Annotated in this window: 18 protein-coding genes and 1 riboswitch; of the genes, 9 read left to right on the top strand and 9 right to left on the bottom strand. The window is 60.3% G+C overall.

What is annotated here, in order from left to right:
- Window positions 1–498: 498 nt before the first annotated feature.
- Entirely contained in the window at window positions 499–975 is a 477-nt protein-coding gene (locus RBR41_RS04975; RefSeq protein WP_320351487.1) for an EVE domain-containing protein, read from the bottom strand.
- Between the two features lie 295 nt (window positions 976–1,270).
- Window positions 1,271–3,442, bottom strand: a complete 2,172-nt coding sequence (mutL, locus tag RBR41_RS04980; protein WP_320351488.1) for a DNA mismatch repair endonuclease MutL — start codon at window positions 3,440–3,442, stop codon at window positions 1,271–1,273.
- A 192-nt stretch (window positions 3,443–3,634) separates the two neighbouring features.
- On the opposite strand from mutL, the gene RBR41_RS04985 reads away from it, so the two are divergent.
- Window positions 3,635–3,940, top strand: coding sequence for a hypothetical protein (locus RBR41_RS04985; protein ID WP_320351489.1), 306 nt, complete (start codon window positions 3,635–3,637; stop codon window positions 3,938–3,940).
- Window positions 3,941–4,315: 375 nt separating this feature from the next.
- Here the strand turns inward: RBR41_RS04985 and purE are convergent, their stop codons facing one another.
- The 3 genes from purE to RBR41_RS05000 form a co-directional block, all read right to left on the bottom strand.
- Window positions 4,316–4,813, bottom strand: a complete 498-nt coding sequence (gene purE / locus RBR41_RS04990; RefSeq protein WP_320351490.1) for a 5-(carboxyamino)imidazole ribonucleotide mutase — start codon at window positions 4,811–4,813, stop codon at window positions 4,316–4,318.
- A 284-nt stretch (window positions 4,814–5,097) separates the two neighbouring features.
- Window positions 5,098–6,384, bottom strand: coding sequence for a phosphoribosylamine--glycine ligase (purD, locus tag RBR41_RS04995; RefSeq protein ID WP_320351491.1), 1,287 nt, complete (start codon window positions 6,382–6,384; stop codon window positions 5,098–5,100).
- Between the two features lie 243 nt (window positions 6,385–6,627).
- Window positions 6,628–8,310, bottom strand: a complete 1,683-nt coding sequence (locus tag RBR41_RS05000) for a VCBS repeat-containing protein (RefSeq protein ID WP_320351492.1) — start codon at window positions 8,308–8,310, stop codon at window positions 6,628–6,630.
- A gap of 403 nt (window positions 8,311–8,713) precedes the next feature.
- Between RBR41_RS05000 and RBR41_RS05005 the strand changes: the two genes are divergently transcribed.
- Complete coding sequence (locus tag RBR41_RS05005) at window positions 8,714–10,171, top strand: RsmB/NOP family class I SAM-dependent RNA methyltransferase (protein ID WP_320351493.1); 1,458 nt, start codon at window positions 8,714–8,716, stop codon at window positions 10,169–10,171.
- 278 nt (window positions 10,172–10,449) lie between these two features.
- Here RBR41_RS05005 and RBR41_RS05010 read toward each other — a convergent pair whose 3' ends face one another.
- The gene (locus RBR41_RS05010; protein WP_320351494.1) at window positions 10,450–13,143 is read right to left on the bottom strand and encodes a carbamoyltransferase HypF; all 2,694 of its coding nucleotides are present in this window, start codon (window positions 13,141–13,143) and stop codon (window positions 10,450–10,452) included.
- Window positions 13,144–13,489: 346 nt separating this feature from the next.
- On the opposite strand from RBR41_RS05010, the gene RBR41_RS05015 reads away from it, so the two are divergent.
- The 5 genes from RBR41_RS05015 (at window position 13,490) to RBR41_RS05035 (ending at window position 18,376) form a co-directional block, all read left to right on the top strand.
- A complete protein-coding gene (locus tag RBR41_RS05015; RefSeq protein WP_320351495.1) occupies window positions 13,490–14,059 on the top strand; it encodes an XRE family transcriptional regulator in 570 nt (189 codons plus the stop codon).
- A 56-nt stretch (window positions 14,060–14,115) separates the two neighbouring features.
- Window positions 14,116–15,801, top strand: coding sequence for an AMP-binding protein (locus RBR41_RS05020; RefSeq protein ID WP_320351496.1), 1,686 nt, complete (start codon window positions 14,116–14,118; stop codon window positions 15,799–15,801).
- 57 nt (window positions 15,802–15,858) lie between these two features.
- Window positions 15,859–17,052 carry a signal peptide peptidase SppA gene (gene sppA, locus RBR41_RS05025; protein WP_320351497.1) on the top strand — a complete coding sequence of 398 codons (1,194 nt, stop codon included), beginning with the start codon at window positions 15,859–15,861 and terminating at the stop codon, window positions 17,050–17,052.
- A gap of 245 nt (window positions 17,053–17,297) precedes the next feature.
- Window positions 17,298–17,780, top strand: a complete 483-nt coding sequence (locus RBR41_RS05030; protein WP_320351498.1) for a hypothetical protein — start codon at window positions 17,298–17,300, stop codon at window positions 17,778–17,780.
- A gap of 110 nt (window positions 17,781–17,890) precedes the next feature.
- Complete coding sequence (locus RBR41_RS05035) at window positions 17,891–18,376, top strand: hypothetical protein (protein ID WP_320351499.1); 486 nt, start codon at window positions 17,891–17,893, stop codon at window positions 18,374–18,376.
- Between the two features lie 125 nt (window positions 18,377–18,501).
- Here RBR41_RS05035 and RBR41_RS05040 read toward each other — a convergent pair whose 3' ends face one another.
- Together RBR41_RS05040 and RBR41_RS05045 are read right to left on the bottom strand one after the other, a co-directional pair.
- Window positions 18,502–19,419, bottom strand: a complete 918-nt coding sequence (locus RBR41_RS05040; protein WP_320351500.1) for a diguanylate cyclase — start codon at window positions 19,417–19,419, stop codon at window positions 18,502–18,504.
- A 201-nt stretch (window positions 19,420–19,620) separates the two neighbouring features.
- Window positions 19,621–21,333: a 30S ribosomal protein S1 gene (locus RBR41_RS05045; protein ID WP_179980415.1), complete on the bottom strand. Its 1,713-nt coding sequence runs from the start codon at window positions 21,331–21,333 to the stop codon at window positions 19,621–19,623.
- Window positions 21,334–21,498: 165 nt separating this feature from the next.
- Window positions 21,499–21,724, top strand: a riboswitch (cobalamin riboswitch).
- A 33-nt stretch (window positions 21,725–21,757) separates the two neighbouring features.
- Here RBR41_RS05045 and RBR41_RS05050 point away from each other — a divergent pair.
- Together RBR41_RS05050 and RBR41_RS05055 are read left to right on the top strand one after the other, a co-directional pair.
- Complete coding sequence (locus RBR41_RS05050) at window positions 21,758–22,675, top strand: sirohydrochlorin cobaltochelatase (protein WP_320351501.1); 918 nt, start codon at window positions 21,758–21,760, stop codon at window positions 22,673–22,675.
- A 485-nt stretch (window positions 22,676–23,160) separates the two neighbouring features.
- Window positions 23,161–23,937: a helix-turn-helix transcriptional regulator gene (locus RBR41_RS05055; RefSeq protein ID WP_320351502.1), complete on the top strand. Its 777-nt coding sequence runs from the start codon at window positions 23,161–23,163 to the stop codon at window positions 23,935–23,937.
- A gap of 65 nt (window positions 23,938–24,002) precedes the next feature.
- Here RBR41_RS05055 and RBR41_RS05060 read toward each other — a convergent pair whose 3' ends face one another.
- Window positions 24,003–24,572, bottom strand: a complete 570-nt coding sequence (locus RBR41_RS05060) for a hypothetical protein (protein WP_320351503.1) — start codon at window positions 24,570–24,572, stop codon at window positions 24,003–24,005.
- Between the last annotated feature and the right edge of the window lie 759 nt (window positions 24,573–25,331).

Consider the following 25,331-nt stretch of genomic DNA (forward strand, 5'->3'; position numbering starts at 1 on the left):
AATGGATATGAATCGCAGCCAGAAATGACATCGAAAATGGCATGTCATCTATATCCAACGGGCGACACTATTTTTCGTTTGTGATTGGAAAGTAGGCAAAGCATGTCAGAAAATAAAAATATGAGCAATCTTCTGACTGTATTACCCGTATAACATTACAACATTCCATCTGCCTGTTGGGTCAGCGCACTCATTTTTTTAACAATTTCAGCGCGTTTACTTATAGATTTAAGCAAATTTTCATAGGTAAGCCTCAAAAATCTTAGTACACAGAGGTATACATAAAAACGGCTGCTTCCTGCCCGAACAACCGCGGGCCGCAACGGCTAAAGCTCGGCTGAATCCACGCCACGTTGTAGCGCGCTGCACTGTCGTGCAACGTAAGAGCATTTACACTTTTTCAACGTGTAAATGCTCTTACGTCGAAAACGTATCCGACGACGGCAAAAATATGCCTTGCCCATCAAAAAGGCGCTGACAGCCTGAACGGCCAGCCCCCTACGCGCCCAACGGATCCCCCATTCTGCAAACAATCTCAAATTCTTCTTTGCTCACGGGCATAACCGAAAGCCTCGACCCCTTGCGCAGCAACTCCATACCCGCCAGGGCCGGATCCATACGCATGGCCTTGAGCGGCACGGCATTGGCGAATTTTTTGACAAATCGCACATCCACCGCATACCAGAGCGGCCTTTCGGGCGTTGATTTGGGATCAAAGTGCTCGTCTTCCGGCTCCCAGGCGGTAGGGTCCGGGTATCCGGCCCTGACCACACGGGCCACGCCCACGGCCGAAGGATCCGTGACGCTATGATAAAAAATGACCATATCACCCACAGACATCTGATCCCGCAGGAAATTGCGCGCCTGATAGTTGCGCACGCCGCTCCAGCAGGTGATCTGTTTCGGCTCGGCCGCAAGATCGTCAATGGAATAGCACCCAGGCTCGGATTTCAGGAGCCAATATTTCTTTTCCATAAGAACTCTCCAGACTACAGGCTCCACGAGAAGCCGGATTGGCCAATACAGGCGGCGCTTGGGGAGCACTGATTAAAGAGCCTCCCGGGAACGCTGCTTTATTTCCTTTGGCGGCAATGCGTCAGCCCAATGACTTCAGGCATCCTTCACGCCAAATGCCGGGCACGCTTTATGTCAGGGCGTATTCCCCTGGGCGTGGGCACCTTCAGCGTGCTTGCCGTTTTTTAGGCGTAAAATCAGCAGATTCCCCTGGGCGTAAGCACCCTCAAAGCGCACGCGCTCACGCGCCGCCACATCAGGATTGCCGCCGCTTGAACAACTTTTCCAGTTCCACGGCGTCCCAGCGCAGAATGCAGGGGCGGCCGTGGGGGCAATACTCCCTGGCATCGGTGGCCAGCCACTGGCGCAGCAGCCCGGCGGCCTCGTCGTCGGTAAGGCGCTGCCCGGCCTTGATGGCAGCCTTGCAGGACATGGATATGAACATGTCCGCCAGGTCGTCCTTGCGGCCCGCCAGCGCTTCACGCAAAAATTCCCTGGCTTCGGCGCGCGAAAGAACGGGCGGCATGCCCCTGACCTCAAGCCCGCTGGCCGAGGTTTCCAATACAAAACCGAGGGATTCCAGCGTGGGCCGCAAGTCAAAAAGCCTTTCGCGCTCTGCCGGGTGCAGGGACATTTCCAGCGGCAGGGCCAGCAACTGACCCGACCCCGCAAAAGCTCCCCTGCGCATGCGGGCATAGAGTATGCGCTCGTGTGCGGCGTGCTGATCCAGCAAAAGCAGTGCCCCTGCCCTGTCGCGCAGCACAAGATAGGTGTCGGCCACCTGGCCCAGATATTCCACATTTTCCACGCGCAGGGGCTGGCGATCCCGCACGCTTTCGCCATCGGCATACGGTGCGGCCGCGTGTGCAAGGGCGTCCGGTGCAGGGCTTCCAGCGTCCGGTGCAGTGTTTCCGGCATTCAGGCCGGATCCGTAGGGCGCGCTGGCTTCCGCCATGACCCCGTGGTCTGCGTTCAGCCCTTCGGGACACACAAAAACCCCGGCGTCACGGGATTGTTCCCCGGTTCGCGCATGGCCCTGCGCCGTTGCGCCCAGGGCTTGCGCCCCGTAATCCGAACCTGCAGGCGGCTGTGACCCGTGCGCCTGCTCTTCGAGCAGATTGTGGCCGTAGTGGCTGGCAGGCCCGTTTACCTGAGCAGGCCCGCTGGCCTGCCATTGCCCCGCATCCGCAAGATCGTCCCGCTCCTGGCGCTCCACAAGGGGCGGATTGTCGAGCCGCCCCCAAAAGCCCATGGGACGCGAGGCCGCGCCCGTGGATTCTGCAGTGGCTTCCGTAGTGGATTCCGCAGCAGCGTGATCCGTCCCGCCCGCAGACGTCCCGCCCACAAAGGCCGCTCCCGCAGACGCCGCTCCCGCAGACGCCGCGCCCGCGTCATGCCAGGCGGCGTCGGCCACGTCAAAGGACGTGACAAGCGCGGCCTGAACAGCGTGCAGCACTGCGGAAAAAACTGCGGATTCGTCCCTGAAGCGCACCTCGCTCTTGGCCGGGTGCACGTTCACGTCCACCTCAGCCGGGTCCATTTCCACAAAAAGCACTATCTGCGGATAGTCGCGGCTGGTCATGCGACCCTTGTAGGCTTCGCGCACGGCGGCCAGCAGCCGTTTGTCCGTGACGGAGCGCCCGTTGACATAGAGCAGGATGCGGTCGCCGCGCGGCTGGCTCACATTGGGCAGAGCCGCCAGACCGTGCGCGCGTATGCCGTGCCTCTGGCCGTCAAAGGGGCGCAGGGCGTCCACCACAAGCCGTGGCCAGAGGATGGCAAGCCGTCCGGCAAGGGTCTGCCCCGGCAGAAAACGCAGGGCCTCACGCTCGCCCGAATGCAGGCTGAAGCCCACCTCGGGCCGGGTGAGCGCGAGGCGCGCCAGCCAGTCCTGGGCGCGTTTGAACTCCGTGGAGGGGGTCTTTAAAAATTTCAGGCGGGCTGGTATATTGGAAAAAAGGTCGCGCACCTCCACCAGCGTTCCCTTGTGCAAAGCCGCCGGGCCGGAACTTTTGAGCAGGCCGTGTTCCACTTCTATCCGGTGCGCCGTCACATTCCCGTCCTCCCCGGCATGGGCGGAGGTGATGGAAAAACGCGACACCGAGGCTATGCTCGGCAAAGCCTCGCCGCGAAACCCGTAGGACAGGATGCGCTCCAGGTCTTCAAGGCAGGCAATCTTGCTGGTGGCGTGACGGGTAACGGCCAGTTCCAGGTCTTCAGCGGGGATGCCGCAACCGTCATCCTGCACGCTGATGCGGCTTTGGCCGCCGTTTTCAAGGCAAACATCTATCTGGTCAGCCTGGGCGTCCAGGCTGTTTTCCACCAGTTCCTTCAACACGCTGGCGGGCCGTTCAACCACTTCGCCAGCGGCGATCTGGTTGCGCAGCTCAGGCGGCAGCAGACGTATATGACGTTTATTTTCAGACATGGTTCCACTCTAATCGGCCGTTTGGCGCATGGCAAGCTGCAGCGTCACGCGAGAAAAAACAGGGCCCGGGTGCGCCACAGGACTTGCCTTGCAGCCAGAGGTGCTTATCTATGGAAGGTAAGGCTTAAAGGACGTGCCGCAACCGCGATCATACGCGCGGTCGACGTGCGCCGGGGCCTGAGGGAGGGAATAATGCATAACAACACGCTCAAGGCCATTGCCGAACCACTGCGCGGCCCGCTTGTGGGCAAGGGTTATGACCCTGAACTTCTGTATGTGGAATGCGGACGTTGTGGTTCGCCGGTTATGTGGGAGCAGGGCAAGGCCACACATATTCTCGGCGTTGCGGGCATTGACCCGCTGGAACTGGACGCGTCCTGCCTGCTGGTGACGGACGCCTGCCCCACGTGCGGCGGCACAGGACACTACACCGTACAGATTTTCCGCGTCAGCGGCGACGCGCAGACGCGCCGTCCGCCCTATTTCGGCAATGCGTAAACAATGCGTAGACAAGGGGCGGGTTTTACCCCACCTGCCCTGAAGCCAGGTCGCCGGTTCATGTGCCCGGCGACCTTTTTTTTGTTTATTTTTTGCTGTTTTTTTCACGGGCCGCGCGCCCGCATTCACGGCAGGGCCTCCCGTGCCGCCGCCAGAACCTAACGCCTTGAGCATCCCTCATGCGACAACAGCAATTGGAGCACGTAGCCTTTGAATAAGGCGACGTGCTCAGAAGCAATAGCGGTTTTTAGGGGGGGCGTGGGGGAGGGCCCCCTTTGCAAAAGAGTCCCTCCCCCACAAAGCATTTCAACACGGCATCGCTCAGCGTACAGAGGCGAGGATTCACATGGCGGCCGTGCCCGGCGGCCCGGCGACTCAGGCGTATTTACGGCTGATTTCTTCCCCGGCCTTTTCAACGTCTGCACGCATCTTCGCACGGGCAGCGTTGATCCTGTCGGCAAGAGCGGGATCAGCGAGGGCCAGAATCTGGGCTGCAAGCCAGGCGGCGTTGCGCGCTCCGGCCTTGTCCAGAGCCACGGTGGCCACCGGGAATCCGGGGGGCATCTGCACTGTGGCAAGCAGGGCGTCCATGCCGCCAAGGGCCACGCTGGACACGGGGATGCCTATGACCGGGCGCGTGGTGCGCGCGGCCACGGCCCCGGCCAGATGCGCCGCCATGCCCGCCGCGCAGATAAATACCTGCGCGCCCGCTGCTTCGTGCTCGCTCACCAGCCTTTCCGTGCGTTCAGGGGTGCGGTGTGCGGAACTGACCGTAATAAAACAGCTTATGCCCAGGCTTTTCAGCACTTCAACACAGGGGCTGACCTTGTCTTCATCAGACTGCGAACCCATCAATATGACCACTTGCGCCATGTCGTATCCTCTGAATCCGGCTCTGGGCCGGAGGTAATCCAGGGAAACGCCGATTTATTCCGTTTGGCGGACTTGCTTCACTTTTTTTGAAACAGTCGGGGACGGAAGAGTCCACTCCCGCTTCAAAAAAAGATCGCGCCTTGCCATACGAAACAACTACGCGTTTCCAGGAGGCTCTCTCAATCAGTGTTTTCTTAACGCAGTTACACTTTTTCAAATGTAAAATGCTCCAGAGCGCTTCGGCATGAAGGCGCTCCGTGTGAACGTGCTGCGAGGCTGCGGGCCTATTTGCCCTTCAGCCGGTTGATGCCCTTCTGCCCTATGTCCTTGCGGTAAAAGCCGCCGTCCATGCGAATCTTTTCCACACCCGCATAGGCGGCCCTTTGCGCGCCCTCAATGTCATCGCCCAGCGCCGTCACGCAAAGCACGCGACCGCCGCTGGATACCAGCGCGCCCTCCTTGATGGTCGTGCCGCCGTGAAAAACCTTTACGCCGGGCAGCGCGTCCGCTTCGCTGATGCCGGTAATGGGCACTCCCTTTGTGTACGCGCCGGGGTAGCCTTCAGCGGTCATGACCACACCCAGGGCCGTCTTGGCGCTCTGTCCGATGCTGGAGGGGTCAAGCTTGCCAGCGATGCCGTCCAGCATGATACGGGGCAGATCGCCCTCAAGCCGCATGAGCATTGGCTGGCATTCAGGGTCGCCAAAGCGCACGTTGTACTCCAGCACCTTGGGGCCGTCGGCGGTCATCATCAGCCCGGCATACAGCACGCCCACAAAGGGATGTCCGTCCTTGGCAAGCTCGCGAAGGATGGGCCGCACGGTGAGGTCGGCCATTTCCTCCAGCATGTTGTCGGGCAGGACGGGGGCGGGGCTGTACGCGCCCATGCCTCCGGTATTGGGGCCTTCGTCATTGTCAAAAACACGCTTGTGATCCTGGGCCGAGGGCAGCGGCACGGCGCGTTCGCCATCGCACAGGCACAGGAAGGAGGCTTCCTCGCCCACAAGCCATTCTTCCAGCACCACAAGATCGCCAGCAGAGCCAAAGGCCCTGGCGCTCATGATGTCGTCAATGGCCTGCAGGGCCTCCTGAGAGTCGGCCGCCATGATGACGCCCTTGCCCGCAGCCAGGCCGTCGGCCTTGACCACCAGGGGGCCGCCCACCTTGGCCACATGGTTTTTGGCCATTTTCACATCGCTGAACACGGCGCTGTGCGCTGTGGGCACATGGGCCCTGGCCATGATTTCCTTGGCAAAGGCCTTGCTGCCTTCGAGCTTTGCGCCGTAACTGTCGGGGCCGAAACAGGCTATGCCCGCTTCGCGCATGCGGTCGGTAATGCCCAAGGTCAGAGGAAGTTCGGGGCCAGGCATCACAAGATCGATCTTTTCTTTGCGCGCCAGGGCCACCAGCCCGTCCAGATCGTCAACAGGAACAGGCACATTGACCGCGCCCTCCCTGCTGGTTCCCCCGTTGCCGGGCGCGGCGAAGACCGCCTCAACGCCGGGGCTTTGCATGAATTTCCAGACCAGGGCGTGTTCCCGCCCACCGGAACCAATCACCAGGATGCGCATGCCGTCTCCTTGCCGTGTACTGATGAAAAAGCAAAGCCCCGAAAAGGGGGCTTTGTCAGGGGCGGACAGCCCACGCGTTCTGCGGCGGGCTGTCCGCGCCCGACGTTATCTAGAGCATTTAACACTTGAAACGCTCGCGTATGGCTGGCAAAAGCCTGCCTGCTCGCATTTCGTGGCAAGAATTTTCAGAAAAATCCTTAAAATCCTTGCCAAGCAGTTAACTCATTGCATTCGCAAACTGCCCTAATTGGGGCTCACTTCAAAGTCGCTCATGTCAGCCGGCACATTGGGGTCCGTGGCCGAGACGTCCAGCGGATAGGCCGTGATCATGCACTGGCGGCTGCCCACGCCGAGATCCGGCGAGGTATTCAGCCCCACCACAAGATCAAGGGTGCCTTTATTGGTGACGTCAGCCAGATCCACAGCAGCCACAGAACCACGGATGCGGCGCGTCTTCCACTTGAGGCCGAGGCCCACGCCGTCCCAGTACAGAGCGTGAATTTCACCCTGCGGGAAGTAGCGGTAGCGGTCGAACATCTGCGAAGCCGTGGATATGGGCTTGTTGATCAGCAGGGTGTACTCGCCGGTGTGGCCGATATCGGCAGTGATGAGGTTCATGGGCGCATAGTACTTGCTGGGCAACTGGTAGTTCTTGTCTACGCCGAGGCCGGGCATGCCCTTGTAGTGGTCCATGCCGGTGGCCGAGCCGGAGAAGCGCTCCATAGTGGTATGGATGAGCGTATTGCCATTGCCCTGGAAGACTTTAAGGCGCTCGTCGTCGGTCAGCATGATAAGCTGATCGCCCTTGCCGGCCTTGCCGCCGGGCAGCCATGTCACGTTAAAGACAGTGGCCCCTGTGGGCAGGTCAAGCCGGGAACCGAAGGAGTATTTGCCGTCGGTCTTCACCATGGTGTAGACGCCGGGGGCAAAAAGCTTGAGCGAATCCCAGCCCTGACCCACGAGGGTGGGCGCAAAGGTGGGCGGCACACGCAGCACGCTTACGTAATAGGGGATGCGCTCCGACACCTGGGAGAACTTGTTGCCCTTGAAGCTGAAGAAATAGCTGTAAGGGCGGTTGCTCTCGCTTTCAAAGGTGGTAACCACAATATCCATGGCGCCGTCACGGTTGAGATCCATGGCCCGCATGGAGAAGTTCTGGTTGGAACGCGAAACAAGGGTTTCACCCAGCAGCTTGAGCTGGCTTGCGCCGTCCCAGGAATAGATGCGCAGATGGTTGTCGCTCATCACGCAGATTTCGTTCTTGCCGTCGCCGTTGAAGTCGCCCACCAGCATGCCCACCATGGCGTAAGGCAGACGCTGGCTGCGCAGACGCGAACCGTCGCCGGAACCTGCGCCCTGATAACGGAACTGCGGGTTCAGGTACACCTGCTGCTGGCCCGTTTCATTGGCGATGATGTCGCCGCCGGGAGCCACCGAGCCACGGGGGCCGGAGGCCGCCGTAGTGCCGGGTGCGCGAACGCCGGCAATGCCGAACACTTCCTGGCCCAGGGCGGCGCTCAGGTTCTGCACAGCGCCCGTCAGGCCGCTCACGGAACTCTGGGCCGTCTTGCTCCAGGTTTTTCCGGCTTTGTCCACGCTGTTGACTTCAATGGTGCAGTCATTGCCCACCACATTGACGGATCCCCACACGGCGTTGTCTGCGCCGGAGGAATTCATGACCTTGCTGGCTTCCGCCTGCGTGGTGGCCTTGCCCTGAACAGGACGCACATCAAGCACGCCGGGGCGGTTCAGACGGCCCTGAATGGTGGCCGGAACGGCCTTGGAAAGATAGGCGTAGCTTTGCGGCGCGTTCACCGTGAAAGGCAGCACCACGGCACTCTTGGCTGCAGCCTGCGCCGTGGGGGTCAACCCGGCGGCGAGCAGCGCGAGGCAGACCGCAAAAGTCAGTCGCATGGCAAATTTCATTCCGTTCTCCTTGGGTATCTTGCCAGATATCCGATAAAGTAGAGGAAGCTCCGATCAGGGCGGCTTTTACATACGGTGTGCAAGACCGTTTCTGGCTGTAGCGCGTCACAAAAATCGGCGCAGGGCTGCCATACGGCCATATCAAGGCCTGTAATGACGCCTGAAATGCAAAAAAACCGATGATCAGGTTTCCTGGGGTCGCCGCCCGCCGTAAAAATCCGGCAGCGAACAGACCACGGGGCTCACCCGCGCCGGGCGCGGATGGCGTGGCGCCGCATGGATGCCACACCGGCGCACTATACCCGCAGTTGCAGCGCCGCGCAACATCTTGAAGTTGCCGTCCGCACGGATTTTCCGGCAAAAAGCTCTTGCAGCCCTGAACGCCTGCCCATACTATGCCGCCATGTCCAAACCCGCCGCCCGTTCATTCCGTATTGTTTGTGAGGATAGGCATACCACAGCCGTGGAGGCCCTGTTGCGCGCCCAGGGGTACGCATTCGAGCCTGAGCCTTTTTCTCCCCTGTGCCGCCGCCTGCTGGCCGAACCGCGCCCTCTGGGCAGTTCGCTGGCGGCCTTTTTTGGCTATATTTACATCCAGGATCGTTCGTCCATGCTGCCGCCCGTGGCTCTGGCCCCGGCTATGGGAGCCTCGGTGCTGGACATGTGCGCAAGCCCCGGCAGCAAGACGGGCTTTCTGGCGCAACTTGTGGGGCGCACAGGCTTTGTGCTGGGCAACGAACCCTCGCCCACGCGCCTCGGCACGCTGCGCGCCAACCTGCACCAGTGCAATTTGATCCAGGCGGGAACCTGCCTCTACAGCGGCGACGCCCTGCCCCTGCACCCAGGATCGTGGAACGCCATATTGCTTGACCCTCCCTGCTCCGGCTGGGGCACGGCCGAAAAGCACCCGCAGGTGCTCAAACTCTGGCAGGGGGACAAACTGGACAGCCTCACCAGCCTGCAACAACGCCTGCTGCGCCATGCCGCGCATTTGCTGGCTCCCGGCGGGAGCCTCGTTTACTCGACCTGCACTACCAATGTGGCTGAAAACGAAGACCAGGTACGCTTTGCCGAAGAAGAACTGGGTCTTGTGCGCGAGCATCTTGCGCCCATACCCGGCTTTGTCTGGGAAGAGATGCCCGGCGGCGAAGGCACCCTGCGGGTGGACGGCGCACGCTCCCAGGCCCAGGGATTTTATGTGGCCCGTTTGCGCAAGCCCGGCACCATGACTGACGGCGGGGCAGGCGGCACACAGGGCAGCGGGACTGGCGACACACAGGGCAGCGCCGCAGCCTCCACATCCACCGCATTTGGCAGTGCGGACGGGTTTTCCCCAAGGGCTGCATCGGACTCCGAATTTTCCGGCTCTTCGCGTTTTGGACGCAAAAGGTCTGGCCGCGCGTCCCGCCAATCGCCCGGACAGGCTTTGGGCCAGACCTTGGGCCAGACATCAGGCCAGACATTGGGCCAGGCCCTGCCGCCGGACTGTCTTGCCGGGCCCACGTGCGATCCCGCCCTGCTGCCCCCTGGTGAGGCCGTACTGTATGGCGAACACGTGCGCTTTATTCCGGCCCAGGCCACGGCCCTTTTGCCGCAGAACTGCATCTGGCAGGGCGCGCTGCTGGGCAAACTTTGTGGCGGCAGGCTGGACGCAGCCCCGCGCCTGCGAACACTGATGCCCGAAGAACCGGACGCGGCCTCAAGCCTTGTGCTGGAAGATCTCAACGACATCAGTGCCCTGCTCAGCGGGCAGAGCCGCCAGACGGGGCTTCAGGGACGCGAGGCCGCCCTGTGGTGGCGCGACCTGCCCCTGGGCCGCGTGGCCCTCAAGAACGGACGGGCTGTGGCCGGTTTCCGGTAGCCGGATCCCGGCGGCCAGATCCCGGCGGCAAAACAGCCGCGCCTGGCCTTGAACAGACAAGATTTGAGATGGTGTGACGCCAAGAAGATGCTGCCTCTCCCCTCAGCTTTAGAGCAAACCCTCATTGTACCCTGGTAAGCTACAATAAAGGTTTTAGGAGGAGGGGGTGTGGGGGAGGAGACCCTTTTGCAAAAGGGTCCCTCCCCCACAAAGCATTTTAAAATAGCACTACTCTAACAGGCCGTGCGGCGCGCGCCGCAGGCTGTCTTCACGGTTCCCTACTGTCCGGCCCCGGCGGCCAGCATTCTTCTGCCCCACACGGCCTGCCCCAAAGACAGGCCACCGTCGCCGGGCGGTAGTTCATGATGGGTGAGCGCCTTGAGGCCCATGTATTCCAGGGCCTGAGGCAGCAGCCGCGCCATAATGGCATTCTGCATGACGCCGCCGCTGAGGCCCACGCTGGTGATGCCAAGCGATCTGGCGGCCCTGCCCGCCATGCCCGCCAGCGCCTCGGCCAGGCTCAGATGAAAACGCCCTGCCGCCTCGGCCACGGACATGCCGTGCGCGAGGCCCTGCGCTACCCTGGCAAAAAGTCCGGCGCTGTCCAGTTCCAGCAGGCCGCCGCGTTCCGTCACGCCCACGGGCCAGATCATGCCCGGAATGTTACGTATATCCACCAAGGGTGCGCGGCCAGCCAGCACGTCCCCCATCGGGCCTTGCGCCCGGTTGGCCGCGTCCTCCAGCCGTATGGCCGCCTGCCCCTCGTAGGTGGTGGTCATGCACAGGCCAGCCTGCGCGGCCACGGCGTCAAACAGACGCCCGCAGCTTGAAGTGGCGGGACAATTGATGCCGCGTGCCAGCATTTCCCCCACGGCGCGGGATGCCTGTGCATGCTCCGGCAACCAGGGCGCGCCAGCCAGGGCGCTGGCTGCGTCCAGATGACCGTATTCCGCGGCCTGGGCCATGAGCCCCTGGGCTATGCGCCACGGTTCGCGCACGGCAGCGTCACCACCCGGCAGGGCAAAGGGGGAGAGCCGCCCCAGCCGCCGCCATTCCGGCCTGTCCAAATCCATAACAAGCAGTTCGCCGCCCCAGACCGTGCCGTCGTCGCCAAGGCCCGTTCCGTCCAGACACAGGGCCAGAGCCGGGCTGAAACAGGCGTTTTCGGCCAGAACAGCGGCGGCGTGGGCCGCGTGGTGCTGCAATCGCCACAGGGGCAGACCCTCGCGCGCGGCGCGGGCTTCGGCATAGCGCGTGGAAAGAAAGTCGGGGTGCAGATCGCAGACAAGAGCCTTGGGGCGAACCTCCAGCAGCTTTTCCAGATGCGTGACCACTTCTTCGTAAAAAGCCATGACCGAAGGGTTTTCCAGATCGCCCACATGCTGCCCCACAAAGGCTTCGTTGCCGCGCGTGATGCAGACCGTGGCCTTGAGTTCCGCTCCTGTGCCGAGAACGCAGGCAGGGGCCGGGCCTTCAGCTTGCGCCCTTGCCGCCGCAGCTTTCGCGCTTGCCGTATTTGCCATACCCGCCGTGCCCGCCATACTCGCCATATTTGGCGTAGCCTCTGTAGCTGCCGTATCTGGCCGAGCCTCCGCAGTCCCTGTACCTGACGCAGCCGCCGCGCTCGCCGCATCCGCCTTTGCCTGGCTGTCTGCCAGAAACACCGGGCGCGGCACATAGCCCCGCGCGCGGCGGTAAAAAAGCGGTTCGCCCCTGTCTGACCGCGATGCGCTGGAAAGGGCGGCCGCTGCCGGGGCTGCGTGCGGTTGCAGGGTGATGACGCTGTCGTCAACGCGCACCAGAATGTCCCGGTCGTGCAGCAGCCAGGCGTCCGCGAGGTGCGGCAGACGCTCAAGCGCCTCCCTGTTGCCGAGGCAGATGGGCTCGCCCCCGGCATTGGCCGAGGTCATGACCAGAACAGGCGGCTGGGGCGCGTGGGCGGCCAGCCAGTCAAAAAGCACGCTGTGCAGGGGGGTGTTGGGCAGCATGAAGCCCACCTGCCGCGTATCCGGGGCCACCTGCAGCGGCAGCGAGGGCGAATCGCCTTGCTGACGGCGCGGGCAGAGCACAATGGGCTTTTCCGGACTCACGAGCAGGGCCTCATGCTCCGGCGTGAGATCACAAAGGGATCGCACGGTCGCAAGACTGCCAGCCATGAGCGCCAGCGGCTTGTGCGGACGATCTTTGCGCTGCCGCAAGAGCGCCACGGCCCGGGCATTGCGGGCATCACAGGCAAGCTGAAAGCCGCCGAGCCCCTTGATGGCCAGAATGCCGCCATCCAGCAACACCTGGCCCGAACGCTCCAGAGCGTGGCGCGTCAGGGCTTCCTTGTCCTGCACGCTGCCCCATTGCGGACAGGTGCGCCCCGCCGCCGCGTCTTCTTTGCTTACAAACCAGAGCGTCGGCCCGCAGACCGGGCAGGCCACGGGCTGGGCATGAAAGCGCCTGTCCGCCGGGTTCGCATACTCCGACGAGCAGCGCGGGCACAGGGGAAAACAGCTCATGGACGTGACGGCCCTGTCGTACGGAATGGAACGGGTGATGGTATAGCGCGGGCCGCAATTGGTGCAGTTGGTGAAAGGATAATTGTAACGCGGATTTTGCGGATCAGCCATATCCGCCAGGCAGTCGGCGCACACGCCCACATCCGGGCTGACCAGCACGCTGTGCCCGGCATGGCCGCTGCTCTGTACAATGGCAAAGGCGTCCTCCTGCGCAACAGGCGACAGATCTTCCTCTTTCAGGCCGGTAAGACGGGCCAGGGGAGGAAGCTCCGCCTGCAGACGCTGGCCGAAGCGGCGCACCTCTGCCTCCGCGCCCTGCACTTCCATGCGCACGCCTTCCGAGGTATTGCCCACGGTTCCCGTGAGGCCGCCCTCGTGCGCGAGCCTGTAGACAAAGGGGCGAAAGCCCACGCCCTGTACCTGCCCGGAGGCCACAAAAGCCCGCCGTACTGTAAGTTTTTCGTTCATGCGGCACAGTATCGCACAAATCCCGCCCTGTCAGCAGGGATGCCCCGGCAGCCGCAGTGATACCAAGGGAAACGCTGATGTATTCCGTTTGGCTGCGTTGCTTCACTTTTTTTGAAACAGTCGAGGACGGAAGAGCCCACTCCTGCTTCAAAAAAAGTTCGCGCCTTGCCAAACGAAATAACTGCGCGTTTCCAGGAGGCTCTTTAATCCGTGCTTCCCAGACTTGCGGGCGAGACAGCTTTTAGCTAGGTTGAGGCCCATATTGACGTTCCAATCACCTCAGAAAAGCCCGCCCGGACACCAGCCCACCAACGCATCCAGGCCGGGTCACAGCCAGGAGCCCGCCATGCCCTCTACCCGTACCATTGGTTCCCGCATACGGTCATTCCGTGAAGAACGCGAAGTTGACCTTGAAACACTGGCCCGGGATACCGGTCTTGACCAGAACTACCTGCAAAAGCTGGAGAGCGACGCCATCTACCCCAGCATCGGCCCCCTGCAAAAGGTGGCCCGCGCCCTTGGCGTGCGCCTGGGAACGTTTTTGGACGACCAGTTTACCCGCGACCCCATCATTGCCTGTATCAACAACGACTGTGAAGGCGAAGAAGCCCTGCACACCGGCCGCATCCCCCGCCCGAGCTACACCTATCAGCCTCTGGGCAAGGGCAAGAACGACCGCAACATGGAGCCATTCCACATCCGTATTTTCCCTGACGCCGGGGAACGCAAAACCAGTTCGCACCAGGGTGAAGAGTTCATATTTGTGCTCAAGGGCACGCTGCTGGTGGTATACGGACGCGAAAACTACGTGCTGAAAGCCGGCGAAACCATCTACTACAATTCCATCGTGCCCCACTTTGTGGGCGCGGCGGGTGACGAACCGGTGGAAATTCTGGCCGTTACCTACAACTCGTAGGCTCAACTGAAATAGTTCCACCGACCACTTGCCGCACGCGCACCACAGGAGACAGTATGGAAGAAAAAGTTCGCCAGCGTCAGGCCCAGTTTGAATTACGCGAATGGACACTGGGGCAGATTCTTGACCACACCATAAGCCGCTTCCCCGACAATGAGGCGCTTGTGTACGCCGACCGCGACTTTCGTCAGACCTGGCGGGAGTTTGGCGATGTTGTTGACCGCTTTGCCAAGGGGCTTATGGCCCTTGGCGTGCAAAAGGGCGAAAAGGTGGCGGTATGGGCCACCAACGTGCCCTACTGGGTCGCCCTGCAGTTTGCCACTGCCAAGATCGGCGCCATACTCATCACGGTAAACACCAACTACCGCGAACACGAACTGCGCTATTTGCTCACCCATTCGGAATGCGAAAATCTCTTTCTCATCGACAGCGTGCGCGACCACGACTATCTGGACACATTGTACCGCATCGCGCCTGAACTGCGCGTGCAGGCGCGCCGCTCGTTCGTGTGCAAAAGCCTGCCCCACCTCAAGCGCGTCTGTTTTCTGGGCATGGAGAAGCACAGGGGCATGTATTCCGTGCCTGAAATCCTCTCCCTGTCCGTCATGGTGGATGATGAGGAATACCAGGCCCGGCAGGCTACGCTGCACCCCTGGGACGTCATCAACATGCAGTATACCTCCGGCACGACGGGCTTTCCGCGCGGGGTCATGCTCACCCATGTGGGCGTGGGGCTCAACGGCTACTGGATAGGCCGCCACCAGAACTTCGGCCCCAATGACCGCGTGTGCCTGCCTGTTCCGCTCTTTCACTGCTTCGGCTGTGTGCTCGGCGTTTCGGCCTGCGTCAATCACGGGGCCACCATGGTCATTCTTGAGTCCTTCAATCCGCTCAAGGTGCTGGCCGCCGTTGACGCCGAGCGCTGCACCGCCCTCTACGGCGTGCCGACAATGTTTCTGGCCGAACTGGAACACAAGCTCTTTCACCGCTTTGACATGTCCAGCCTGCGCACGGGCATCATGGCAGGGTCGATCTGCCCCGAACCCCTCATGCGCCGCGTCATCGAAGACATGAACATGAAGGAGATCACCATCTGTTACGGCCTGACAGAAGGCTCGCCAGTCATGACGCAGTCCGACATGCACGACACCCTGGAGCAGCGCTGCGAAACCGTGGGCTGCGCCATGCCGGGCATCGAGGTGCGCGTGGCGAACCCCGAAACCTGCGAGGAACTGCCGCGCGGCCAGGTTGGAGAAATCCTTTGCCGGGGCTATAATGTCATGAAGGGCTACTACAATATGCCCGAAGACACGGCCAAGGCCGTCAGCCCCGAGGGCTGGCTGCACTCCGGCGACCTGGGCGTGATGGACGAAGAAGGCTATCTGCGCATCACGGGACGCATCAAGGACATGATCATCCGTGGCGGTGAAAACGTGTACCCCCGCGAGGTGGAAGAATACCTTTTGTCCATGCCGGGCGTTCTGGACGTGCAGGTGGTCGCCGTGCCCAGCTTCAAGTATGGCGAAGAAGTGGCGGCCTTCATCATCCCCCGTCCCGGCGTCGAGATACAGCCCGAAGACGTACGCGCCTTCTGCCGGGGCAAGATAGCCTGGTTCAAGGTTCCAAAGTATGTTGCCATGATATCTGGCTTTCCTCTTACAGCCAGCGGCAAGATACAAAAATACATACTGCGTGAGCAGGCGGCCGAACTGTGGCCCGAAGCCATGCAGCCCAAATTGTAGGCGCTTTGCGCCCGCAACTGCGCCTGGGGCACTGGCCCCTCCGCAAAGGATTACAACGTGAGTGACAAAGAATTTTCCTATGACGAGCCCCTGTCAATGATTGGGACTCCAAGCCCTTCCACCAACGGTGGCAACGGTGACAATGGCGGCAATGCCCGCAATGGCAGCGGGGGCCACAAGGACGCGGCTTCCGCTGCGCAGTCCGCCGAGACCGTCCAGCAATCCGCGCAGCAATCCATGCTGCAGACTGGCCCGCTGCCTGAACGGGCGGGCTGCGCCACCGCCTGCCCCCTGGCCCAGATTCCGGCGGAGGTATGGAAAACCCTGCTGCGCCGCCCCTTCCGCAAACGGCGTCCCGTAGTGTTCTGGGGCTGCGTCCTGCTGGTTCTTGGCCTGATCGGCGGCCTGATCGTCAAGGCAAGCGATGATGGTGGCCCTTTCACGGGCGGCGGCCGCATCGCCCTTGTCTCGGTGAACGGCCCCATACTTTCCGCTGAACCCACCCTTGAATGGCTGCGCAAGGTGGCGCAGAATCCTTCGGTCAAGGGCATCCTTGTGCGTGTGGATTCCCCCGGCGGCGGCGCGGCGGCCTCGCAGGAAATTTTTGACGCCCTGAAAGCGGTGGCGCAAAAAATGCCCGTGGCCGTCAGCATGGGCTCCATGGCGGCGTCCGGCGGGCTCATGGTCAGCATGGCCGGGCAGCGCGTGTTCGCCAACCCCTCCACAGTGACGGGCTCCATTGGCGTGCGCATGGACGTGCCCCAGCTTCAGGGCCTTATGGACAAGGTGGGCGTGGGGCAGGAAACCCTTGTGGTCGGCGCGTACAAAGACGCCGCCTCCTACATGCGGCCCATGACGCCCGAACAGCGCACCTATTTTCAGGGCGTGCTCAACGACATGTACGGCCAGTTTGTGGATATTGTGGCCCAGGGCCGCAACATGCCGCGCGAACAGGTCGTCAAGCTGGCCAACGGCAAGGTCTATACCGGGCAGGAAGCGCTCAGGCTCGGCCTTGTGGACGAAATGGGCGGCCGCGAGCAGGCCCAGCGCTGGCTGGCGCAGAAGACGGGCGTGCCCGCTGACCGCAAACTGCTGACAAGACCCAAGGAAGGCAACTGGCTGGGGCGTGGCCTCACGGCCATGCTCGGCCTTGATGCGGACTCCATCGGCGGGCTGGCGGCCCTTGTGGGCCTGCACAACAACAACGGCCAGACCGACCTGCGTACTCCGGCCTTTTTATACCAGTTTTAAGGAAACGCTGATTAAAGAGCCTCCTGGAAACGTGCAGTTATTTCGTTTGGCAAGGCGCGAACTTTTTTTGAAGCAGGAGTGGACTCTTCCGTCCTCGACTGTTTCAAAAAAAGTGAAGCAAGTCCGCCAAACGGAATAAATCAGCGTTTCCTTACCTGCACGTTTATCAAGGCGGAGCATCAGCCCATGGCGGATACAAATCCGCCATGGGCCGTGCCCGCCCGTTCCTATCCGGAGAACATAGTATGCCGCACCAGCGTTTTCTGACCTTTTTGCTGCTGGCCCTGAGTCTGGCTTTTGTCGCGGCCCCCGCCCATGCAAAACCCTATGACCTTGCCTTTGTGACCGCTGACATTCCTGACTCCTGCAACTTTATGACGCGGGACGGCGCGCTCTTTGTGCTTGACGATGAAGACCATTTTTTCACCGTCAATGTGACCGATCGCGCCAAGGACGTTTCGCTGCAGCAACACGCCGAAAACCTGTCCCGCAGTCTCAAGGGCGGCCCCGTGAGCCAGGTGGGCGACGACGGCTATGGCTTTACGGTAAAAATCGCCATGGTGCCCTTTGATGTGCTGGTCATGGCTGATGAAAGCCATGTGGTGGAGCTGTTCACCGACCTGAACAAGGCACAATGGCCAGAAGACATCAGCAGCGCCTACGCTTCGGTGAAGGGCAAGGCGCCCGAACTGGCTCCCCTGCTGCACAAAATCCTTACGGCAAGATAACGCTTAACCAACCTTATTTACTAAATTTTTACCGTCATATTTTTTAATGGACAAATACCGGACAGCGTGACAAAGCTTGCCCAGCAATGCCCGTTTTTCAGGAGGACGAAATGCTGAAAAAGTTTCTCATGTTTCCCATTTGCTGTCTGGTTCTTCTGGCCCTGGCCCTGCCTGCGCAGGCCAAGGAAGTGAAGTTCGCCCACTTCAGCATAGATGTGCCCGCCGGCTGCACCACTCAGGAAAAAGACGGCATCGTGACCGTAACGGCCTCGAAAGAAGCCTTTTTTTCCGTTGCCCTGTACACCAAGAGCGAGGCTGGCAACCTTTCCGACAAGGATTTTGCAGCCAAGCTTTCGCGGCAGATGAAGGGCAGCGCGCCCGAACCTTCCGAGGACGGCGGCTGGACCTTCACGGCCACCAGCAACGGCATGCTCATGAACGTGGATGTGGTGGGCGACCATGACTACCTTATAATGTTCATGAGCGACGCCAGTGACAAGGAATGGCCCACTTCGCTGCAGGCCGCGTATGACTCCATCACCGGTAAGGACGACAAGATCGACACGTTTCTGAAAAAAATCCTGTTCCCCGAATAGGACGGTTTACCAAGGTATATGAAAACCGCCCGGCTTCAGACAAGCCGGGCGGTTTTTATATAGGCCATATACCGCCGGTCAGAATGACCGCCATGTTGTCGCACGCGCGCTCCTCATGCCATGCCTTACCAAACAAGCCCGGCGCACACACGGTTGCGACCAGCCTGCTTTGCCGCATACAGCGCCTTGTCCGCCTCGTGCAGCGTCAGCAGGCCGTCGCCATGGCCGCTGTGCTCACTACAGCCCAGGCTCACGCTCACAGGCTTGCCGTCCGGCCTGAACACCTTTGCGGCCACAGTGCTGCGTATTCTTTCCGCAGTGGGCACGGCATTTCTTATCCCGCAGTCGGGCAGCAGAACCACAAATTCGTCCCCGCCATAACGACAGATTATGTCATTGCTGCGCGCGCACTGGCGGATGGCTGCCCCCACCGCCCTGAGCACGCTGTCGCCAGCCAGATGCCCAAAGGTATCGTTGATGTCCTTGAATCTGTCCACGTCAAGCATGACACAGCAGAATGGCCGCTTTTCCACCTTGGCGTACTTGTTCAGCACAAGGTCGAGATATTTTCTGGTCCGCAACTGGGTGAGCGAATCTTTCAGACTTCTCTCGTCCGCCAGCCTGACCCTGTTGAGCATCGAGTTCAGCTGGCTGCGCAGCGTGCCTATGGTGCGGCTCTGCTCCGTGATGTCCACAATGACCCCAAGAAAGCCGCGCGCGTTGTTTGCGTCCGTAAAGCCGCCGCTCCAGTGCAGACAGGTATGCATCTTGCCGTCGGCGAACCTGTAACTGAAAATATAGTGCTTGAACGCCTGAGTCTCCAGGGTGGCCAGATCATCGGCCTGATACATCTTGCGCTCTTCTTCGGGCAGATAGGTCACTTCCAGCACGGACTTTCCCAAAACGTCCTCTCGCCGCACGCCGAACATTTTTTCATAGGCCTTGTTCACAAAAACAAAGCGCAGATTCTCGTCTTTGATAAATATGGCGTTGGGTAGCAGATCCAGCACCATATTCATGTCGAACACTGTAACATTATCCATAACGTTTCATCCAGGCTGCGGGCTTTTGTGTCACGACTTTTTGTACGAGAAAATTCATGTGCCAATTGTGTTACAATACCCTATGCGATGCGTTCAGCATAGCGCCAAACAGCCGCCGCCCGCCTCAGGTATTCCGATAATCCAATGATGCAAAAAGGGCGCTCCCACTGGAAGCGCCCTTGATACTTGCTCTCAAACGGACTAGCCGTTCTCGCTCTCTTCGAACTTCTGCTTGAGCAGGTCGCCCAGGCTCTGTCCGGATTCCTGCGGCCCGGAATGGAATTCCTTGGGCTTGCGGCGTTCTTCCACTTCCTGAATCTGCTTGATGGACAGTCCAAGGCGGCGCTCTTCAGCGCTGACGTGGATGACCTTGGCCTGGATTTCCTGGCCTTCCTTGTAGATTTCAGCCGGGGTCTTGACCTTCTTGCTGGACAGCTCGGAAACATGCACCAGGCCTTCAATGCCTTCTTCCACTTCAACAAAGAGGCCGAAGTCGGTGATGTTGGTCACGGTTCCCTTGATGGTGCAGCCCACGGGGTAGGTGGTGGGCACATGGCCCCACGGATCGTCCACCAGCTGCTTGACGCCCAGGGTGAACTTTTCGCTTTCCTGGTCAACGGTCAATACCTTGGCCTGCACGGTGTCGCCGACCTTGTATATTTCGTTGGGATGGCGAACCTTCTTGGTCCAGGAAATGTCGGACACGTGGATGAGGCCGTCGATGCCGTCTTCAATGCCGATGAACATGCCGAATTCGGTGATGTTCTTGATGACGCCTTCAAGGATGGTGCCTTCGGGATAGCGCTCGGCCACCAGTTCCCAGGGGTTGGGACGAACCTGCTTCATGCCGAGGCTGATGCGCTTTTTGTCGCCGTCAACGCCCAGGATGACCACTTCGACTTCGTCGCCGGTGTGAACCATCTGGGAAGGATGACGCAGCTTGCGGGTCCAGGACATTTCAGAAATATGCACAAGACCTTCAACGCCGGCTTCCAGTTCAACAAACGCGCCGTAATCGACGAGGTTGGTGACTTTGCCGGTGCACTTGGCGCCTTCGGGGAAGCGGGCAGAAATATCCTGCCACGGATCGGGCACAAGCTGCTTGAGGCCCAGGGAAACCTTGTTGTTTTCGCGATCAAAGGAAAGCACCTTCAGGGTCAGTTCCTGACCGATGGTGATCATTTCCTTGGGATGGCGGATGCGCTTCCAGCTCATGTCAGTGATGTGCAGCAGGCCGTCGAGGCCGCCCAGGTCAACGAACACGCCGTATTCGGTGATGTTCTTGGCCTTGCCCTGCACAGTCTGGTTTTCTTCGAGGGTGCGCAGCAGATCCTGGCGCTTGGAATCGCGTTCTTCTTCAAGCAGCACGCGGCGCGAAACAATGACATTGCTGCGGCGGCGGTTGATCTTGAGCACGCGGAATTCGAACTCCTGGTTGACCAGGGCGTCCATGTCCGGCACGGGACGCAGATCCACATGAGAACCGGGCAAAAATGCCTCGACTCCGCCGATGTCCACGGTGTAACCGCCCTTGATGCGGCGTACAATGTGGCCCGTGATGACCCTGTTGTTTTCCTGCACGTCTTCGAGCTGGTCGAAAACCTGCATGCGTTTGGCCTTTTCAAAAGAAAGGGTAATGGTGCCGTCGTTTTCGTTCTTGCGAACAACGTACACGTCCACCTTGTCGCCCACGGCAACGACCATGTTGCCGGCGGCATCGCGAAATTCAGCCGCGGGAATCTGCCCCTCGGACTTGAAGTTCACGTCCACCAGTACATTGTCTTCGTCCACGCGAACGATTTCGCCCTTGGTGATAGAGCCTTCTTCAAGGTCGCCAAAATCGGAAGTGAGGTAGTTTTCGAGAGCACTCTCGAAATTCATTTCGGTTTCGTGCCCGGTTTCCAAGCCTGCCATATGTCCAGCCTCCAAACATGATTTCCCTTTTTCAAAGGGAGGTCGCATATGTAGCAGAAATTTGCCGGAAGAACAAGGAAAAATACGGCCTGAGCGGCCACGAAAGCCGCGCTGCAGCCCCTGTGCTGGCCCTCATGTGGCGGCTGGCGCAACCTCCCGCCCTCCTTGACATTTGACGCGCCCTGTTGTCCTGTATCCCTTTGGCGGGGAATTTCGTGCAAATCGAAAACAGTCGCGCTGCGGTAAGAGGGGACAAGGTTTCTTTTCGCCTGCTCAGGAAGGGCGGCGTTTGACAGCCAATCGCGCAAGCGGTGAAGGCGAAACCAAGGCGCTGGCCATGCGGCCACACAGCCCTCAAGTCCGAACACCCGCCGGGGCCATAACCCTTTTGCGAACCTTTCAACGCGATATTGAGGAGGTTGCCATGCCGCGCATCCTGTCACACGTCGGGCTTCGCCCGCTGCTTTTTGTCCTGCTGCTGCTGGCGGCGCTTGCCGTGCACGGCACAAGCCACGCCACAGACGCCGCCCCCAAGGAAGGCATTTTGCTGGTGGCTTTCGGCACCAGCGTGCCCGAAGCCCAGCCCGCCTTCAAGGCTGTGGATGCGGAATTTAAAAAAGCCTTTCCCGGCTCGCCTGTGGTCTGGGCCTACACATCACAGATCATCCGTAAAAAGCTGGCCGAACAGGGGCATCCTGTGGGCGGCATCAGCGACGGCATGGCCCAGCTGGCCAAGGACGGCGTAAAGGTTGTGCGCGTGCAGTCCCTGCATGTTCTGGCCGGTGAAGAATTTACCGCCCTTGAACGGGCCGTGCTGCTTGACGTGAGCAAGAACCCCGGCCGCTTTGAGGCTGTTTTTATGGGCCGCCCCCTGCTTGAGTCCAAGCCCGACGCCCAGGAACTTCTGGCCGCCATCCTGGCCGACACCAAGGGCCAGCGCAACAAAAACACCGCCCTTGTGCTCATGGGCCACGGCCAGAGCCATGGCCGCGCAGACCTGGCCTTTGAAGGCGTGCGCTCGGTTTTCAAAACCGCTGACAAAAACATCCACATGGCCACGGTGGAAGGCGCACGCAGCTTTGAAGACCTGCTCAAGGAACTCAAGGCCGCCAAGGTCAAGCACGTTGTCATCGCCCCGCTCATGCTGGTGGCTGGCGACCATGCCCGCAACGACCTTGCAGGCGACGAGGACGACTCCTGGGCTACCCAGCTTAAAAAGGCCGGCATCAAGGTTGACACCCATATCAAGGGTCTTGGCGAAACCCCCGGCACTGCCGCCATTCTTGTGCGCCACGCCAAGGAAAGCACCGACGATTTGACCAAGGAACCCAAAAAGCCGTAATCGCCGCGCCGTATAAAGCACTTTTTTCCGGATGTACGATGGGCTGCACAGCCGCATCACCCAGGAACGGTACCTTTATGCCTCTGAGCCACCCGCCACTGGTCTGCACCACGCGGGTGGCTTTTGTTTTGCCCGCCACACCGTTCGCCCTGGCGCCCTTTTTTGCCCTCCACACCGCTCGCCTGACGCCCTTTTTGCCCGCCACACCGTTCGCCCTGGCGCCCCTTTTTGCCCGCCACCGGCGCCATACCGCGCCTCCTGCAGGGCCTTTCGACGCAGCCCGCACGCTTTTTCTGAAACTGCGGGCAGTCTGCCCTAAAATACCCCGGACAGGGCGCTGCACACCACGTATGGCCGATTTTTATCGTTTTTTTGTGGAGCCGGGGGGTACACAATACTGTTTTTTTCATGTAGCCTACATAAAATTCCATAGCAAAGCACTGCTGTCGGACATGATGAGCAGCTGTGATTCACGGGAGGCCCGCATGCCCAAGCAAAGTCGCAAGATATCTCCACCGCGGCCCGCAGCCGCCCCCCGCCGAACCGCCAGAACCCCTCGCGCCTATGCGCCGGATGTGGAAAAAATCAACTGCCGCGTGGCGGAAGCCCAGGCCATCTTTGCCAACGCCAAACGCATGGCCGGCATGGTGGCCCGAACCCTGGGGCCTTTTTGCGAAGTGGCGGTACACGACTTCAGCGACCTTGAGCATTCCATCATCCACATCGAAGGTTCCCTTACAGGGCGCAATGTGGGCGCTCCGGCCACCAATATGGTCACCAAGGCGTGGCGTCAGGGCGGCGACAATGTACAGGACATCATAGCCTATGCCGCCACAACGCCCTCAGGGCAGACGCTCAAGTCATCCATCAGTTTTTTGCGCACCAGTGAGGGCGAGGTCATCGGGGCTGTGTGCATTCACTTTGACCTGACGGATCTGGAGCGCTTTCAGGGTGTTCTGCACGCCCTGCTGCGCTTTGAAAACGCCCCCGGCAAGGAGATGAGCGAGGCCTTCCCCTCCTGCCTTGGCGAAACCAGCGACGCCATCATCGAGACGGCCATACGGCGGGCGGGCAAGCATCCCGCCACCATGACCAGAGAAGAAAAAATCAATTTTGTGCGGATTATGGATGAAGAAGGGGCTTTTCTCATCAAGGGGATGGTGCAGTATCTGGCCAAGGCCATGCGCGTGTCCATTTACACCGTGTACAACTACATGCGGCAGGTCAAGGACGACGCCAACCGCGAAACCTCGGCAAACTGAAACAGTGTGGCGCTGTTGCGCGTCCTCAAAAAGGGGTCACGTCGCGTTACGAAAGGCCTTTGGCCCTATATCGCCCATATAAGGGCCAAGATGCCCCCCTGCACAGCAAAGGCCACAACAAGGGCCAGGCATTTTACGCCGCCCCCCGGCCCTGTGGGGACGCATCCCGCAAACAGCGCCCAAATGCCCTGAATAATACGCTTGAGCGGCCACACCTGCGCCAGCATCAGCCAAAACAGGCCCGCCCAGGTAAAATAGCGGATTTCGTTAATGGCCCAGAACCGTTCCAGCACCACGCCCATGTCTATCTGGTTGGCGCTGTAGGCATCGCCTATACCTTCCACAAGATCCAGAACCGCAGCCTCGCTGAAAACAATACCCACCGCCGCAAACAGTCCCATCAGGCCCACCAGCAGCATGAAGAGCAGCCAGAACGTACGCAGTTGCCAGCGTGCGTGCTCCGCCGCCACAACGTCCTGACGCGCCATGGCTATGCGCCGCGCCACAAAGGCGCAGGGAAGCACCGGCAGAGGCAGCAGGCCGAGTATGGGCACCCACAGGGCAAACGCGCCCCCGGCCAGACAGATATATCCGGCCAGAAGCGGCCAGGGCTTCAGCATGTTGCCTGTGGGCATGGAGTCTCCCCCAAAAAGGGTGTTGGTGCAAAGGGTGTTGGCTCACCACTACGCGCTGTCACATAATTGCACGACGCAACTTCGCGGGCAAGCGTCCAGCGGGGGGCAGCATGATATTCACGCAGAGCCCCTGCGCATTGTAAAGGTAAAATGATCCCAGCACGCAACAAACCGCCGCTCCGGATGTACCGGAGCGGCGGTCCCCATTATGCCAAAGCGGCAGTGTTGCCCAGAGCGGATGCACCGTGAAACGATGTGACGCCTGAAAGACGCTGCCGTTGGCCCCCCGCTTCCAACCAGGAAGTACCTTGTACTGTGGCGGATCAAATCAATGTTGAAATGCCTCACATTGAAGTGTTGTCATTCTGCCGATGGGTATGGTTTCCGGCAGAATCTACGCCCCAGTGATCGCTGGAACATTTCATCTTTTCCAACGCTAGCATGCTCTATAATAAAAGTTTTAGGGGGTGGGGGCGTGGGGGGGAGACCCTTTTACAAAAGGGTCCCTCCCCCACAAGGCACTCCAGCCTCCCCAAAAGCACTTCAAAGCGCTATTGCCCCAGACAGTGTAGTCACGAGATGATTTTTCAGTCATATCAAGGCGAAGTTCGACGGAGAAATGCCTGAAAAGGCGCTCGCGACGACACAGTCTAGAGCATTTAACACTTGAAATGCTCGCGTACGGCAGGCAAAAGCCCGCCTACTCGCATTTCGTGGCAAGGATTTTCAGAAAAATCCTTGCAGAGCATTTAACTCATT

The sequence above is a fragment of the Desulfovibrio sp. genome, assembly GCF_034006445.1.
Taxonomy (GTDB): domain Bacteria; phylum Desulfobacterota; class Desulfovibrionia; order Desulfovibrionales; family Desulfovibrionaceae; genus Desulfovibrio.

What these genes read in the sequence shown, in the direction of transcription:
- RBR41_RS04975 (WP_320351487.1), bottom strand. Translation starts at nt 975, where the DNA reads ATGGAAAAGAAATATTGGCTCCTGAAATCCGAGCCTGGGTGCTATTCC.
- mutL (WP_320351488.1), bottom strand. Translation starts at nt 3,442, where the DNA reads ATGTCTGAAAATAAACGTCATATACGTCTGCTGCCGCCTGAGCTGCGC.
- RBR41_RS04985 (WP_320351489.1), top strand. Translation starts at nt 3,635, where the DNA reads ATGCATAACAACACGCTCAAGGCCATTGCCGAACCACTGCGCGGCCCG.
- purE (WP_320351490.1), bottom strand. Translation starts at nt 4,813, where the DNA reads ATGGCGCAAGTGGTCATATTGATGGGTTCGCAGTCTGATGAAGACAAG.
- purD (WP_320351491.1), bottom strand. Translation starts at nt 6,384, where the DNA reads ATGCGCATCCTGGTGATTGGTTCCGGTGGGCGGGAACACGCCCTGGTC.
- RBR41_RS05000 (WP_320351492.1), bottom strand. Translation starts at nt 8,310, where the DNA reads ATGAAATTTGCCATGCGACTGACTTTTGCGGTCTGCCTCGCGCTGCTC.
- RBR41_RS05005 (WP_320351493.1), top strand. Translation starts at nt 8,714, where the DNA reads ATGTCCAAACCCGCCGCCCGTTCATTCCGTATTGTTTGTGAGGATAGG.
- RBR41_RS05010 (WP_320351494.1), bottom strand. Translation starts at nt 13,143, where the DNA reads ATGAACGAAAAACTTACAGTACGGCGGGCTTTTGTGGCCTCCGGGCAG.
- RBR41_RS05015 (WP_320351495.1), top strand. Translation starts at nt 13,490, where the DNA reads ATGCCCTCTACCCGTACCATTGGTTCCCGCATACGGTCATTCCGTGAA.
- RBR41_RS05020 (WP_320351496.1), top strand. Translation starts at nt 14,116, where the DNA reads ATGGAAGAAAAAGTTCGCCAGCGTCAGGCCCAGTTTGAATTACGCGAA.
- RBR41_RS05030 (WP_320351498.1), top strand. Translation starts at nt 17,298, where the DNA reads ATGCCGCACCAGCGTTTTCTGACCTTTTTGCTGCTGGCCCTGAGTCTG.
- RBR41_RS05035 (WP_320351499.1), top strand. Translation starts at nt 17,891, where the DNA reads ATGCTGAAAAAGTTTCTCATGTTTCCCATTTGCTGTCTGGTTCTTCTG.
- RBR41_RS05040 (WP_320351500.1), bottom strand. Translation starts at nt 19,419, where the DNA reads ATGGATAATGTTACAGTGTTCGACATGAATATGGTGCTGGATCTGCTA.
- RBR41_RS05045 (WP_179980415.1), bottom strand. Translation starts at nt 21,333, where the DNA reads ATGGCAGGCTTGGAAACCGGGCACGAAACCGAAATGAATTTCGAGAGT.
- RBR41_RS05050 (WP_320351501.1), top strand. Translation starts at nt 21,758, where the DNA reads ATGCCGCGCATCCTGTCACACGTCGGGCTTCGCCCGCTGCTTTTTGTC.
- RBR41_RS05055 (WP_320351502.1), top strand. Translation starts at nt 23,161, where the DNA reads ATGCCCAAGCAAAGTCGCAAGATATCTCCACCGCGGCCCGCAGCCGCC.
- RBR41_RS05060 (WP_320351503.1), bottom strand. Translation starts at nt 24,572, where the DNA reads ATGCCCACAGGCAACATGCTGAAGCCCTGGCCGCTTCTGGCCGGATAT.